Below are 14,855 nucleotides of genomic sequence, written 5' to 3'. Positions count from 1 at the left end.
GGGGTCTTTATCAAAATTTATTTTGAGAAAGTCCTCTTTATTTATATAAGACATTAAAGTTTATGAATAATAAAATGAATTTTGGAGATAATACTTAAAAGGAGGGATGATGATGGAAAATTTACAAGTAAATCAAAGAGAAAAAAAGACTAGACATTCAAGTAGACAGTGCAGAAGAAAGGGATTAGTTCCTGGAGTTATATACGGAAAAGGAATTAATAATTTCTTATTTGAAATAGGAGAATTAGAACTTAATCATGCTCTTTCTGTAACTGGTGAACATGGACTTTTAAGCATAAATTCACAAGAGGGTTCTTTAAATACTCTTATAAAAGAAGTTCAAAGAGATCCTGTAACTAGAAGGGTATTACATATAGATTTAGAAAAAGTTGAAGGTAATGAAGAAATAGAAACAGCTGTTCCTATAAATTACGTTGGAGAAGAATACATAAATAAATTAGATGCAGTGTTACAAAAGAATCTAGATAGCATAAAGGTAAAGTGCTCTCCATCTAATATTCCAAAGGGAGTAAATTTAAATGTGGGAAGAGCTAAGCCAGGAGATCAATTTAAGATTGCAGATGTAGAATTTGGAAATGAAATAACAGTAGTTGATGATTTAAATTCTATAGTAGCTTCTGTAAGTTATGATCAAAAGATAATAACTCAAGAGGTAGTGGATCAAGAAGTAGCTGAAAATAGAGCTAAAAAGGAAAGTTAATATAAGCTTAATATAAATTAGAGTAAAAATGGGATTATTTTGTTTACAGTTCCATTTTTACTTTTTTTTGTTTTCAAATTTCAAAATATTGTAGTATAATATCTGTGAAAATAAAATATAAAATCCTTATAGAGATTTAAAGGGGAGATAGTGCAGTGTATAGAGAAAAATATGAAGAATGGCTAAATTCTGATATTATTTCTGAGGAAATAAAGGCGGAATTAAGAGACGTAAAAGAAGATAAGGAAATAGAAGATAGATTTTATAAGGAATTAGATTTTGGTACTGGTGGATTAAGAGGTATTATTGGTGCTGGGACTAATAGAATGAATATCTATACTGTAGGAAAAGCTACTCAAGGATTTGCAGATTATTTAAATGATAATTATGCGGGGGAAAAATCTGTTGCAATAGCTTATGACTCAAGAAATATGTCTAAGGAGTTTGCAAAAGCGGCTGCTTTAACTCTTTGTGCAAATGGAATAAAGGTTAATCTTTTTGAATCTTTAAGACCGACTCCAATGTTATCCTTTGCAGTAAGAGAATTAAATTGTAAGGGTGGTATTGTTATAACAGCATCACATAATCCAAAACAATACAATGGATATAAAGTTTATGGAGATGATGGATGTCAATTAACAGATGCTCCTGCAAAAGCTGTTATTGGATATGTTAACAAAGTTACAGATTACGCAAACATAAAGACAATGAGTGAAGAAAAGGCTTTAGAAGAAGGACTTTTAGTTTATATTGGTGAAGAAATAGATAAAAAATATATAGATGATTTAAAAACTTTAACTATAAGAGAAGATTTAGTTAAGAAGCATGCTAAAGATTTAAAAATAATTTATACTCCAATTCATGGTTCAGGAAATGTTCCTGTAAGAAGAATATTAAAAGAGTTAGGATATGAGAATGTGTTTGTTGTTAAAGAACAAGAAATGCCAGATGGAAATTTCCCAACAGCTCCATATCCAAATCCAGAAGATCCAAAGGTATTTAAATTAGCTTTAGACATGGCTAAAGAAATTCAACCTGATATAATATTTGGAACAGATCCAGACTGTGATAGAATAGGTGTTGTTGTTAAAGACAATAATGGAGAGTACCAAGTATTAAGTGGTAACCAAACAGGAATGTTACTAACTAACTATATATTAAGTTCATTAAAGGAAATGAATAAATTACCTGAAAATGGTGCAGTTATAAAAACTATAGTTACTACAGAGTCAGTAAGAAAAATGACTGAGGAATATGGGGTAACTTTAATAGATACATTAACAGGATTTAAATATATAGGTGAAAAGATAAGAGAATTTGAAGAATCAGGTTCAAATGAATATTTATTTGGTTTTGAAGAAAGCTATGGTTACTTAGCTGGAACTTTTGCTAGAGATAAGGATGCTGTTGTAGCTTCAATGTTAATAGCTGAAATGACTTTATATTATAAAGAACAAGGAAAAACTCTTTATGATGGTTTAATAGAGCTTTATAATAAATATGGTTACTTCAAAGAAAGCTTAGTATCAATAGAACTTGCTGGAAAAGAAGGACAAGAACAAATAGCTAAGTGCATAGATGGCTTAAGAAATGATGCCCTAAAAGAAATGAATGGAGTTAAAGTTATTACATCTTTCGATTATAAGTTAAGCAAAGAAGTAAATAACTTAACTGATGAAGAAAAAGAAATAAAACTTCCAAAATCAAATGTTTTAAAATATGTTTTAGAAGATGATTCTTGGTTTGTTGTAAGACCATCAGGTACAGAGCCTAAGATGAAAATTTACTTATCAGTAAAAGGTTCAAGTTTAGAAGATTCAAAAGAAAAAACTGAAAACTTTAAAAATGCAATAATGGAAGTAATTAATGCTAAATTAAAATAGTTTAAGTTAAACAAAGAGCTATGTTAATATAACTTATATAAAACTTATAAGTTATAAATATAGCTCTTTTTATATTTTTAGAGCTTAATTCACAAAAGAGTTAATTAAAGTGTTATAATATATAACTAAAATAAGTGTTATAAGTTATAACTAAATACTAAGATGAACTAATTTTTATTTTGTGATAAAATAAAGTTCGAAATTTATGATATATAATAAAATTTAGGTTTATAAATTTTATTTTTAGATAGAATTAAAATAGTTAGTAAAAGTAGTTAAGGAGATAGATATATGAGTTTTAATACATTTGCAAAAGAAAAATTATCACAACTTTTATTTTTAGAAATAGATGGAGATGGATTTGTTAAAAGCTTAGGAAAAGATCCAAAAGAGGTTAATATAAATGAAGTTTATATCCCAATAGATCCAAAACATTTATCACAGGATGTGAAAAGTGGATATAAATTAGAATCTTTACCAATAAACTATTTAGTTGAAGGAATGTTTTTTGCTTTAGGTGGAGACAAGGATTTTAAATTTAATAAGGAGTATAAAAAATTAATTCCACTAATAGAGGATGCTATTCCATGTGTTAAAAAGATAGTAGCTGATAAGGTTAAAGAAGAAAATATGGTTGAAGCATTTATGCTTTTAAAGGGATTAACTGAAATATCAGATGAAACTGAGGTTTACGAAAATCTTCTTTTAATATGTGAATCTTTAAGAGAAAGAAATAAAGCTTACAATGAAACTCAACTAGAAATTTGTGATAAATGTAAAGCAAATAGAAGTGATTTAGCTCTTCCATATCTTTATTCAGCAATAGCTTACAATGACATGGGACAATATGATAAAGCTTATGTTGATATAAATGAATATTTAGCTAAGGGTGGAGAAAGAAATGAAATAGTTGAGGTTTTATATAATGAGATAAAAGACTCAGCTGATTATGAAGAAGGAAAAGAAGATTTAATAGAAGAACCAGAGGATGCTTTAAAAAGACTTCTTCCTTTAGCAGATAAATTCCAAGATAATGCTATTTTAAGATATTATATTGCAACAGCTTATAGAAGACTTGGAAATTTTGAAAAGGCAGTTTATTACTTAAATGAATGTTTATCAATTGATGATAGTATAGTTGAAGCAGTAAATGAAATGGGAATAAATTATGCATCTTTAGGAATATATGATGAAGCTGTTAAATATTTAAGAAAAGCCTTTGAAAGTACAAGAGATATAGAGGTTTGTACTAACTTAATAGTTTGTTATTTAAATGCAGGAAAAATAGAAGAGGCAAAGCAGCATTTAGATATAGCAAAGGCTATAAACAAGGATGATGAAATAGTAAAAGAAATAGAAACATTTATGAAAAATAATAATATTAAATAGCCTTAGGAGCGGAATATGTATAAGGAGTTATTAGGATATAAAATATTTTCAGATAATAAAGAGGAACTTTTAAAAGAGATTGAAAATAAAAAAAGAGTTAACATAATATCTGGAAATCCAGAGGTTTTATATAATGGTATAAAGAATGAATTTTTAAGAAATAGCTTTACTAAAGAGGATGCTTTAATAATTCCAGATGGAGTAGGAACTTTGCTTGCAGCTAAGATTAATGGAATAGATATTACAGAAAAAATAGCTGGAATTGAAGTTATGAATATGCTTTTAGAGGAAGCTAGAGATAAGAATTTAAAAGTGTTTTTATTAGGAGCTAAGGAAGAGACACTAATTAAATGCAAGGAAAAAATAAAAGAAAGCTATGATGGAATTAATATAGTTGGAAGTAATAATGGCTTTTTTGATTTAGACAATTGTGATGATTTAATAGAAAAAATTAATGAAAGCAAGGCTGATATACTTTTTGTTGCCATGGGAGCGCCTAGACAAGAAGTCTTTATAGAAAAATATAAGGATAAACTTTGTTGTAAGATTTTTATGGGTGTTGGTGGAAGTTTTGATGTGTTTGCTGGAAATGTAAATAGAGCACCACAATTTATGATTAACATAGGTATGGAGTGGCTTTATAGAGTAGCTAAAGAGCCTTGGAGAATAAAAAGATTAGGTAGCATACCAAAGTTCTTAGTTTTATCACTTAAGGAAAGAGGTAAAAGATAATGAAAATTTTATTTATAGCTTGTTATTCTCCTATGATAAATAATTCAGCATCAATTGAAACTCTTATGTACTTAAATAATTTATGTAATATAGAGAATAATGATGTGCATCTTTTAACTGTAGACTTTCCTAAAAACTCTATCTACTATGATGAGGAAATATTAAAGCTTTTAGATAGTAAAGTAAAGGTTCATGCTATTGAAGGTGGAAAATTATTTAATAAGATTATGCCAAAAAAATCTATAGAGGTTAAGGAAGATGAGAAGTCTTCTAACACGAAATCTAGTGGTAAAATTAAGCTTATGAGAAAAATTAAAAATAAAATAATTTTTCCTGATATGTATTATAACTGGAGTTTTAAAGCTTCAAAGTATGGCATAGAACTTATGAATAAAGAAAAGTTTGATGTTATATTTTCTATGCATGAGCCACCATCTAGTCACCTTTGTGCTTTAAGAATAAAAAAGCACTTTAAGGAGATTCCTTGGGTTTTATATTGGAGTGATCCTTGGCTTAAGGATCCCTCAAGAGAGGATATTGGCTTTATAAGAAAATTCATAGAAGGTAGACAAGAAAAATCAGTAGTATTAAATGGGGATAGACATATCTTTGTAACTGAAGAGAATAAAAAAGATTTTATGGAAAAATATAATGTAAAAGAAGATAAAATGTTTATCGTAACTAGGGGGTACAATAAAGCCATATATGAAGAAATTGAAAGGGCAGAAAAGCCAGAACTTTTAAAGGATAATAAGATAAACTTAATTTATGCTGGAGAAATTTTCAGTAAAATTAGGGATTTAAAACCTTTTATAAAAGCTTTAAAAGAATTAGAGAAAAGAGATCAGGAGCTATTTAATAGATTAAACATAATATTTTTTGGAAACATAGATGATGAAAATATTAAAGAAGAATTAAAAAAGTTTTCTAATGTTAGTGTTAATGGAAGAATTGACTATAAGGAAGCTTTAAGATACATGATACATGGAGATGTTCTTCTTGTTTTAGGAAACAAAAATTCTAAGCAAATACCTGCTAAAATATATGACTATTTAGGAACAAAGAATCTTATTATGGTTATATTAGGAGATGAAAATGATCCTATTAAGAATGTTGCACTTAATAAAGAAAAGTGTATAGTTAGTGAAAATAATTATGAGGCTATAATAGATGACTTAAATAAATGTAGGGATTTAATAGATTCAGGTAAGAAATTTAAGGCAAATGAAGAATATGAATGGAGTAGTATAGGTAAGAAGCTAAATAATATACTAAAATTAAAATAGGCAATAAGACATGACGGAGGGGTACACAATGAAAAACGAAAAGATTAAAGACTTTATAGAAGATTTAGGTTCAAGTTCATCAGCACCTGGTGGTGGGGCAGCAGCAGGGATTGTTGGAGCAGTAGGAGTTGCATTAACATCAATGGTTTATAGCTTAACTGTTGGTAAAAAAGCTTACGAAGCATTAAGTGAAGAAAATAAAAAGAAATTAGATGAAAATCTTGAAAATGCAAAAAAATCTTATAATGAAATGTTAGATTTCATGAACAAAGATGAGGAAGCTTTTACTGCGTTAATGGATTGCTATAAGTTACCTAAGGAAACTTGTGAAGAGAAAAGCTTAAGAAGTGAAAAAATAGATGAATGTACTTTAGGGGCAATGATGGTTCCATTAGAATTAAGCAGAAAAGCCTTAAAGTTTTTTGATAATGTAAAATTTGCTTCTAAGTATGGAAATAAAAATTTAATTTCAGATGCTGTAGTAAGTGCTATAATGCTTAGTGCTTGTATAGATAGTTCCATAGTTAATGTAGAAATAAACTTAGGATTTTTAAAAGATAAAAACTTAGTTAATAGTGTAAAAGAAGAAATTTTACATATAAGAAATGAAAGCAATAAATTAAAAGAAGAGATTTTAAAAGAAAGTGGTTTTCTTCAAAATTAAGTAAAAATAGAATAAAAATTATTAGATAAATAATAAGGGGTCTATATCAAAATGTAATAAAAAACTTATAAACATATTTCGAGAATTAATAGATTAAGCTAAATTTAGAGATTCTCTTCATACAATTTGTAAGTTTTATAAAAGTTATTTTGATATGGGCCCCATAATTGATTTAGTATTATTCTTTTTTAGGAGTTAAATCATTTAAGGATTTAAATTCATAACCATTAGATTTTAACTCTTTTAAAATTTCATCTAAAATAGCAGTATTAGTATCTGATACGGCATGAAGCAGAGCTATTTCACCATTATGAACTTTATCTAATATTTTTTTCTTAGCAGCTTCTTTAGAAGGTTGCTCATCAACTAACCAATCTTTATAAGCAAAACTCCAAAAAACAGAGGTATAACCAAGTTCTTCAGTGTAAGCTAAGGATTGTTCACTGTATTTACCCATTGGAGGTCTAAAGAATTTAGGCATTTCTTTTCCAGTAACTTTAGAGTATTCCTCTTCAACTTCAGTAAATTCCTTTGTAAATTTTTCTTTATCAAGTATTTTAGCCATAGATGGATGATGAGAAGTGTGATTACATACAAGATGGCCCTCTTCATCCATTCTTTTTATAAGGTCTGGATAGTCTTTTATATATGGTCTTGTTACAAAGAAGGCAGCAGGAACTTGATTTTCTTTTAATATATCAAGTATTTTTGCTGTATTACCATTTTCATATCCTTCATCAAAAGTAAGAAAAATTTCTTTCTTTGATGTGTCTCCACAATATACAACTTTATGATTGCTTATATAAGGAGTTTCTTTTGGCCCATGAGGAACACCTTCCTCTTTACTAAAAGAATAATACCAGTTAAATTCTTTTGTACAAGGGCTATTAAATTCTTTTGCACTTACTTTTGTGTTTAAAGTAATAGATAGAATCATCATTATTGAAAATAATAATGAAAAAACTTTCTTAATCATAAAATATCACCTCAAATTTAGTATGTGTTATATATTAGGATTAATTTGTATTTTTAAGTGGATAATTAGGAAACATAATACAGTTGTTGAAATATATATTAAGCTAGAGTATAATCATTAAGTATGAAATTAAATATAAGAAAGGGACGTGTACATAGATGAAATTAGGAATGGTTGGATTACCAAATGTTGGTAAAAGTACATTATTCAATGCTATTACAAAAGCAGGAGCTGAATCAGCAAACTATCCTTTCTGTACAATAGAACCAAACGTAGGTGTTGTAAGTGTACCAGATAAGAGATTAGATGTTTTAGAAAAAATATATAATACAAAGAAAAAAGTATATACTGCAATAGAGTTTTATGATATAGCAGGATTAGTTAAAGGTGCTAGTAAAGGTGAAGGATTAGGAAATAAATTCTTATCACACATAAGAGAAGTTGCAGCTATCGTTCATGTTGTAAGATGCTTTGACGATGAGAATGTTGTTCACGTAGAAGGTTCTGTAGATCCAATAAGAGATATAGAAACTATAAACTTAGAACTTATCTTTGCAGACTTAGATGTTCTTGAAAGAAGAATGGAAAAGACTATGAAGTTAGTAAGATCAGGTGATAAAACTGCTAAGTTTGAGTATGATGTAATGGAAAGATTAAAAGCTCACTTAGAAGCAAATAAACCAGCTAGAACTTTAGAAGCTACTGAAGATGAAGAAGCTTTCGTAAAAAGCTTATTCTTAATAACTTCAAAACCAGTTTTATATGCTTGTAACATATCAGAAGATGATATGATGGAAGGAAACTTAGATAATGAATATGTTCAAAAAGTTAGAGCATATGCTGAAACTGAGAATTCAGGAATCATGGTTGTTTGCGCTAAACTTGAAGAGGAATTATCAGGATTAGATGAAGAAGAAAAAGCTGAAATGTTATCTGAGTATGGATTAGAAGAATCAGGTCTTGATAAACTTATACAAGCAAGTTACAAATTATTAGGATTAATGAGTTACTTAACTGCAGGGGTACAAGAAGTTAGAGCTTGGACAATAAAACAAGGAACTAAAGCTCCACAAGCAGCAGGTAAAATTCACTCTGATATAGAAAGAGGATTCATAAGAGCTGAGGTTGTTTCTTATGATGATTTAGTAGAATGTGGTTCAGAAGCAGCTGCTAAAGAAAAAGGTGTTTACAGATTAGAAGGTAAAGAATACGTAATGAAAGATGGAGATATAGTTAACTTCAGATTCAACGTATAATATAAAAGAAAAAAATTATCATCAAATTTAAACAGTATTTTTAGACAAAAAAAGAGCTATTTGAAGTTTTCTTCAGATAGCTCTTTTTCTTTATGGCGGGAATATGTGGGAATCGAACCCACCCATGATGGTATTAGCACCATAACTAGGTTTTGAAGACCTGTAGAGACACCAGCCCCTATCTATTCCCATAATATTTTAAAATTTTACATCAAAATAAGTATAATGTCAAATTTTTTTCTAAGAATATTTTAATTATATAAACTTATAAATCCTGAATATTGAAAGGAATTTTTAATTTTTTATAGAATAATGTATAATAAAATATAATATATAATGGGAAAATGGTTGCAATAGCATTGTATTGTAGTGTAAATTAGTAAGAGGCATAATAATTTACATAATGTTTATAATAAATACGTTTAAAAATGTTTATTAATAAAATTAAGCATGATAAATTAAAGCTATTAAGCTATATTATACAGTATATAATATGATTGAGAAAATCAAATGATGATAAGTAATTAAAAATTTAAGGAGTATTTATATGGAATTTAAACACGTTTCGGTTTTGCTAGATGAGTGCATAAATGCTTTAAATATAAAAGAAGATGGTATATATGTAGACTGCACATTAGGTGGTGCAGGTCATTCAAGTGAAATAGTAAAAAGACTATCAAGTGATGGTAGATTAATAGGATTCGATCAAGACAAAGATGCTTTAAAAGCTGCTGGAGAAAGATTGAAAGACTATAAAAATGTTACATATGTTCATAGTAATTTCTATGCTATATATGATGTATTAACAGATTTAGGCATAGATGGAGTAGATGGTATCCTTATGGACTTAGGAGTTTCTTCTTATCAATTAGATAATGGAGAAAGAGGATTTAGTTATATGCAAGATGCTCCTTTAGATATGAGAATGAATAGAGAAAATGAATTCTCAGCATATGAAATAGTTAATACATATTCAGAAGAGGAATTATATAGAATAATCAAAGAATATGGAGAAGAAAAATTTGCTAAAAGAATAGCGAGTTTCATAGTTAAAAATAGAGAAGAGAAAAATATAGAAACTACTTTGGAATTAGTTGAGATAATTAAAGCCGCAATTCCAGCAAAGGCTAGAAGAGAAGGACCACATCCAGCTAAAAGAACATTCCAAGCTATAAGAATAGAAGTTAACAAGGAACTTGAAATTATAAGTAAGACTATTTTAGATGGAGTTAAGAAACTTAATAAAGGTGGAAGAATGGCAATAATAACATTCCACTCATTAGAAGATAGAATTGTTAAAAATACATTTAAAGAATTGGCTAATCCATGCACATGTCCAAGTGAGTTTCCTGTATGTGTTTGTAATAGAAAACCAGAAGTTAAGCTTATAAGCAGAAAACCTATTGAAGCTAGCAAGGAAGAGCTAGAATTTAATCCAAGAAGTAGAAGTGCTAAGTTAAGAATAATAGAAAAATTATAAGATGATATATTTAGATAGCTTTATTAGATTTTTAAGTAAGGGGAATAAAAATAATTGGAGAGGGATTGTAGATGATTGTAAAAGAGTTTGATTATAATGGTAGTTCAGCGCTTAAACCACAGAGAAAAGAACAAACTATACCAAGTAAAGAAACCTATGACAAGAAAAAGAAAAAAATCGAACAACAAAGAAGAAAAAAGCAAAAAGATAAAAAAATAAAAAAAAGTGTATATCAAATAGTACTTCTAATATTAGTTGTTGGTGGGATAACAATAAGTAGAGATGTAAAAGTTTATAAAACTCAGCAACAATTGGACTCATTAAATAAAGAAATAAATTCTGTTATAACGGAAAATGAAGCTTTGAAGGTTCAAATATTAAAGGCAAGTTCTTTAGACAAAATAGAGGAAACTGCTAAAAATAAATTAAAAATGATATTACCAACTAAGGAAAATATGATTAAGTTAGGCGAAAGCCAAGCTACTGAAGGTAAGCAATAGGGGAATAAATTAGGATGTACTTTTATTATTATTTTAAGAGTACATCCATAATTTTTTATAAGGGCTACAATTTTATAAATTTAATTTTAATTAGATAATATGATAAATTTAGTAGAACTTTAAAGTTTCATAAAGTGAATTTCAAAGAGGGAACTCAGTTTATTTAACTTACTACGGAGGGCTAAGGGTGAAAAAGAAGAAAAACAAAGGATTTAAAGATTATAAAATAACAAAATCGCTTAGATTTGGAAGAACATATTGGACCATGATAGTAGTATGGGGATTACTAGGAGTATTAACCTTAAGATTATCATACGTAATGATTTTTAAGCATAAAGAATATGGTTCAATGGCAGAAGAACAATGGAAAAATGAAATAAAGATAGGTGCTAAAAGAGGAGAAATACTAGATAGAAATGGAGCTCAATTAGCTGTTAGCGCTAATGTTTATAGAGTGGATTTAGATCTTAAAACTTTAAGAGAAGATACATTTACTAAAGATGATACAGATGATACAAAAAAAGAAAAGCTTAATAAAATTGCAGGGGAGCTAGGTACTGTTTTAGATATGCCTAAAGAAGAGGTATATGATAAGATAAATAGCACTTTACCATCAGGATTGCCAGCTACTTCTGTTACTTTAATTAGAAAGATAGAAAAAGATAAAGCTGATAGTGCTAAGAATTTAAAGATAAGAGGAGTAATAGTTTCACAGGATACAAAGAGATATTACCCAGATAATAATTTCTTAGCTCAAGTATTAGGAAGAGTTGATGCAGATGGTATAGGTCAAGGTGGTATAGAGCGTGAATATAATGTGGAGTTATCAGGTTTACCAGGAATGAGAATATCAGAAGTTGCAAGAAATAGTAGTGGAATACCTTATTCAAATTCTGAATTTGCAAAGCCTGTGGATGGTAAAGATGTCACACTAACCGTTGATGAAACTATACAATATTTTGCAGAAAAAGTTGCAGAAGAAGGAAAAAAAGAATATAAAGCAGATGGGGTTAGTATAATAGTTATGAATCCTAAAAATGGAGAAATATTAGCTATGGCTAATAAACCAGATTATAATCCTAATGAACCTTATAAAGGGTATGAAAATTTCCCTGGTAAAGATAAAACTGAAAAGATGGAAAATATGTGGAAAAATGATGCCGTATCAAATTCATTTGAGCCAGGATCTATATTTAAAATGGTAACATCTTCAGCTGCCGTACAAGAAGGGATAGCAGGTGGAAATGAAACATATTTTTGTCCAGGTGGAAAAAATGTATCTGGAACTTATATAAAATGTTGGAAGCCAGATGGGCATGGAACTGAAACTTTTGACCAGATATTAGAAAACTCTTGTAACGTTGGGTTTATGGACATAGGTCAAAAACTTGGAAAAGAAAAATTAAATGAATATATAGAAAAGTTTGGATTTGGTAAGCAGACAGGAATAGATTTACCTGGAGAAACAACAGGTATAGTATTGCCAAATGATAAAATAGGTCCAGTAGAACTTGCAACCATATCATTTGGTCAAACAGATAGTGCTAGTTCAGTTCAAATGATGGCAGCTATGAACACAATTGCTAATGGAGGAACATGGATACAACCTCATATAATGAAGGAAATAAGCCATGAAGATACAAGTGGAGCAAGAGTAGTGGATAAAACTTTTGTACCTAAAAAGATTGATAATATAATAGATCAAAAAACAGCTATGAGAGTTTCAGAGGCTCTAGAAAAAACTGTTCATTTTGGATCTCCTAAGAGAGCTTATATAGAGGGATATGGAATTGCAGGTAAAACTGGTACAGCTGAAAAGGTTAAGGCTAGTGGAGGATATGGTGCAGGGTATGTAGCGTCCTTTGCTGGATTTGCTCCATATAATGATCCACAAGTTTCAGTTTTAATATCTGTAGATAATCCAAAGGGGGAATACTTTGGAGGATTAGTAGCGGCACCATTAGCTCATGATTTATTTAGTGATATATTTAACTATATGGAATTAGATAGTTCAAAGATAGACAAAAATAAATCAAAAGAAGAGATTCTGCCAGAAGTTAGAGGTATGAGTTTAGATAAGGCTAAAGCTATTTTAGATAAAGATAATATAAAATATTCTGTAGAAGATGGTGGGAATTCTGTAGTTGATATGAATCCTAAGCCGGGATATACAATCAAAGAGGGAGATGAAATTAAACTTTACACTAAAACTACTTCAAATTATAATAAAGATGTTGTAGTACCAGATTTTAATGGACTTTCCATGGAAAAAGCAAAGGAAATTTTAAACAAAATTGGCTTAAAGGGTACTTTTGCAGGAGAGGGAGTTATTAAGGAACAAAGTGTAGCTCAAGGTGATGTAGTTAAAAGTGGTACATCAATAGAATTTAAATTAGATAAGAAATAATGATAGTTAAAAACTAGCATGTGAGTAATTTCACATGCTAGTATTTTGTGAATTTAACGCTTGTTTATTGCATAGTATTTAAGGAGTGAGAAAAATGATTCTTAAAAGTTTATTAAAGGGCTTAGATTATGAAGTTATAAAAGGTAATGAAGAGTCAAAAGTACAAAATATAAGATATGATAACAGAAAAATAGAACAAGGGGATGCCTTTGTTTGTGTAAAAGGCTTTAAAGTAGATGGACATTCCTTTATTGGTGATGCTATTAAAAAAGGAGCTAAGACATTAATAGTTCAAGAAGATGTAAGTGTTCAAGAAGACATAACAATAATAAAGGTTAGAGACACTAGAAAAGCCTTAGCAATAATGTCTTCAAATTATTTTGGAAATCCAAAGGATAAACTTAAAATAATAGGAATAACAGGAACTAACGGTAAAACCACTTCTGCTTTTATTATTAAATCTATCTTAGAAAAGGCAGGATTTATGACAGGTTTAATAGGAACCATAGCAAACTATATAGGAAATAAAAAAGTAGACGCAGTAAGAACTACACCAGAATCTTACGAACTTCATGAGCTATTTAAAAATATGGTTGATGCTGGAGTAGAATATTGCGTTATGGAAGTTTCATCCCACTCTCTAGAGTTAGATAGAGTATATGGAATTCAATTTGAAGAAGGAATTTTCACTAATTTAACTAGAGATCATTTAGATTTTCATAAAACCTTTGAAAACTATTATAATGCTAAATTTAAGCTTTTTGAAAGAAGTAATCATAGTATCATAAACTTAGATGATCCATATGGAGCTAATATAGTTAAGGATATAGAAGAAAGAGGATTAAAGACTAAGGTTTCTGCTTTTTCAATTGAAAAAGAGTCAGACTTTAAGGCTTTTGAGATTAAAAGTCACTCAAATGGTTCAGAATTTAAGGTGAATTTAGAAAGTATAGAAGAATTTTCTATAAACATTCCTGGAGAATATAATATATATAACTCATTAGGTTGTATAATATGTGCATATAACTTAAATATTCCAATGGATAAAATTAAAGAAGGATTAAGTGATGTGGTTATACCAGGAAGATGTGAGTTAGTAGCAAAGGAGAAAAATTTACCTTATAGCATAATAATAGATTATGCACACACACCAGATGGATTAGAAAATATTTTAAGTACAGTAAAGGCCTTTACTAAAAATAGAATGATTTCTGTATTTGGTTGTGGAGGAGATAGAGATAAGGTTAAGCGTCCTCAAATGGGTAAAATAGGATGTGAATTATCAGATATTGCAATAATTACTTCAGATAATCCAAGAAGTGAGGAGCCTATGGATATAATTAATGACATAGTAAAACCACTTAATTATGATAACTTTGTTATTGAAGTTAATAGAAAAGAAGCTATAAGAAAAGCAATGAATATGGCTTTAGAGGGAGATGTTATTGTTATAGCTGGTAAAGGACATGAAACATATCAAATACTAAAGGATGAAACAATACACTTTGATGAAAGAGAAGTTGTATATGATATTTTAGAAGGCAAGTAGAGGTGTTAAAAA

General features: G+C 28.9%; 12 protein-coding genes and 1 tRNA gene. 11 read left to right on the top strand and 2 right to left on the bottom strand.

Annotated features, from left to right (window positions below; translation table 11 throughout):
* Positions 1 to 109 precede the first annotated feature (109 nt).
* The 6 genes from CPF_RS10350 to CPF_RS10325 all read left to right on the top strand — a co-directional run bounded on the left by CPF_RS10350 (position 110) and on the right by CPF_RS10325 (position 6,675).
* Complete coding sequence (locus tag CPF_RS10350; RefSeq protein ID WP_003469843.1) at positions 110 to 721, top strand: 50S ribosomal protein L25; 612 nt, start codon at positions 110 to 112, stop codon at positions 719 to 721.
* Positions 722 to 876: 155 nt separating this feature from the next.
* The gene (locus CPF_RS10345) at positions 877 to 2,604 is read left to right on the top strand and encodes a phospho-sugar mutase (RefSeq protein ID WP_011590974.1); all 1,728 of its coding nucleotides are present in this window, start codon (positions 877 to 879) and stop codon (positions 2,602 to 2,604) included.
* 291 nt (positions 2,605 to 2,895) lie between these two features.
* Entirely contained in the window at positions 2,896 to 3,993 is a 1,098-nt protein-coding gene (locus CPF_RS10340) for a tetratricopeptide repeat protein (RefSeq protein ID WP_003460180.1), read from the top strand.
* Between the two features lie 15 nt (positions 3,994 to 4,008).
* Positions 4,009 to 4,725 carry a WecB/TagA/CpsF family glycosyltransferase gene (locus CPF_RS10335; protein WP_003481897.1) on the top strand — a complete coding sequence of 239 codons (717 nt, stop codon included), beginning with the start codon at positions 4,009 to 4,011 and terminating at the stop codon, positions 4,723 to 4,725.
* Complete coding sequence (locus CPF_RS10330) at positions 4,725 to 6,011, top strand: glycosyltransferase (RefSeq protein WP_011590973.1); 1,287 nt, start codon at positions 4,725 to 4,727, stop codon at positions 6,009 to 6,011. The genes CPF_RS10335 and CPF_RS10330 overlap by 1 nt, the downstream gene beginning before the upstream one ends.
* Before the next feature lie 28 nt (positions 6,012 to 6,039).
* Positions 6,040 to 6,675 (top strand): cyclodeaminase/cyclohydrolase family protein, encoded by a 636-nt coding sequence (locus tag CPF_RS10325; RefSeq protein ID WP_011590972.1) that lies wholly within the window; start codon positions 6,040 to 6,042, stop codon positions 6,673 to 6,675.
* A 178-nt stretch (positions 6,676 to 6,853) separates the two neighbouring features.
* Here the strand turns inward: CPF_RS10325 and pdaA are convergent, their stop codons facing one another.
* Entirely contained in the window at positions 6,854 to 7,651 is a 798-nt protein-coding gene (gene pdaA / locus CPF_RS10320; RefSeq protein ID WP_011590971.1) for a delta-lactam-biosynthetic de-N-acetylase, read from the bottom strand.
* Positions 7,652 to 7,809: 158 nt separating this feature from the next.
* Here pdaA and ychF point away from each other — a divergent pair, with 158 nt between their 5' ends.
* Positions 7,810 to 8,907 carry a redox-regulated ATPase YchF gene (gene ychF / locus CPF_RS10315; protein WP_003451384.1) on the top strand — a complete coding sequence of 366 codons (1,098 nt, stop codon included), beginning with the start codon at positions 7,810 to 7,812 and terminating at the stop codon, positions 8,905 to 8,907.
* Positions 8,908 to 9,000: 93 nt separating this feature from the next.
* Here the strand turns inward: ychF and CPF_RS14865 are convergent.
* Positions 9,001 to 9,097: transfer RNA gene (locus CPF_RS14865), tRNA-Sec, on the bottom strand.
* Between the two features lie 357 nt (positions 9,098 to 9,454).
* Between CPF_RS14865 and rsmH the strand changes: the two genes are divergently transcribed.
* The 4 genes from rsmH to CPF_RS10295 all read left to right on the top strand — a co-directional run bounded on the left by rsmH (position 9,455) and on the right by CPF_RS10295 (position 14,843).
* The gene (gene rsmH / locus CPF_RS10310) at positions 9,455 to 10,387 is read left to right on the top strand and encodes a 16S rRNA (cytosine(1402)-N(4))-methyltransferase RsmH (protein ID WP_003451137.1); all 933 of its coding nucleotides are present in this window, start codon (positions 9,455 to 9,457) and stop codon (positions 10,385 to 10,387) included.
* Between the two features lie 71 nt (positions 10,388 to 10,458).
* The gene (locus CPF_RS10305; RefSeq protein ID WP_003458745.1) at positions 10,459 to 10,887 is read left to right on the top strand and encodes a septum formation initiator family protein; all 429 of its coding nucleotides are present in this window, start codon (positions 10,459 to 10,461) and stop codon (positions 10,885 to 10,887) included.
* 187 nt (positions 10,888 to 11,074) lie between these two features.
* On the top strand, positions 11,075 to 13,294 hold the full coding sequence (locus CPF_RS10300) for a stage V sporulation protein D (RefSeq protein ID WP_011590970.1): 2,220 nt from the start codon (positions 11,075 to 11,077) through the stop codon (positions 13,292 to 13,294).
* Between the two features lie 94 nt (positions 13,295 to 13,388).
* Positions 13,389 to 14,843 (top strand): UDP-N-acetylmuramoyl-L-alanyl-D-glutamate--2,6-diaminopimelate ligase, encoded by a 1,455-nt coding sequence (locus CPF_RS10295; protein ID WP_011590969.1) that lies wholly within the window; start codon positions 13,389 to 13,391, stop codon positions 14,841 to 14,843.
* Positions 14,844 to 14,855: the final 12 nt, after the last annotated feature.

Origin of the sequence: Clostridium perfringens ATCC 13124 (assembly GCF_000013285.1) — a bacterium.
Lineage (GTDB): Bacteria > Bacillota > Clostridia > Clostridiales > Clostridiaceae > Sarcina > Sarcina perfringens.
This window is presented reverse-complemented; position numbering and strand designations above follow the sequence as displayed.

Excerpts from the sequence above, each read along its gene's own strand:
- CPF_RS10350 (WP_003469843.1), top strand. The coding sequence starts at position 110 with ATGATGGAAAATTTACAAGTAAATCAAAGAGAAAAAAAGACTAGACAT.
- CPF_RS10340 (WP_003460180.1), top strand. The coding sequence starts at position 2,896 with ATGAGTTTTAATACATTTGCAAAAGAAAAATTATCACAACTTTTATTT.
- CPF_RS10335 (WP_003481897.1), top strand. The coding sequence starts at position 4,009 with ATGTATAAGGAGTTATTAGGATATAAAATATTTTCAGATAATAAAGAG.
- CPF_RS10330 (WP_011590973.1), top strand. The coding sequence starts at position 4,725 with ATGAAAATTTTATTTATAGCTTGTTATTCTCCTATGATAAATAATTCA.
- CPF_RS10325 (WP_011590972.1), top strand. The coding sequence starts at position 6,040 with ATGAAAAACGAAAAGATTAAAGACTTTATAGAAGATTTAGGTTCAAGT.
- pdaA (WP_011590971.1), bottom strand. The coding sequence starts at position 7,651 with ATGATTAAGAAAGTTTTTTCATTATTATTTTCAATAATGATGATTCTA.
- ychF (WP_003451384.1), top strand. The coding sequence starts at position 7,810 with ATGAAATTAGGAATGGTTGGATTACCAAATGTTGGTAAAAGTACATTA.
- rsmH (WP_003451137.1), top strand. The coding sequence starts at position 9,455 with ATGGAATTTAAACACGTTTCGGTTTTGCTAGATGAGTGCATAAATGCT.
- CPF_RS10305 (WP_003458745.1), top strand. The coding sequence starts at position 10,459 with ATGATTGTAAAAGAGTTTGATTATAATGGTAGTTCAGCGCTTAAACCA.
- CPF_RS10295 (WP_011590969.1), top strand. The coding sequence starts at position 13,389 with ATGATTCTTAAAAGTTTATTAAAGGGCTTAGATTATGAAGTTATAAAA.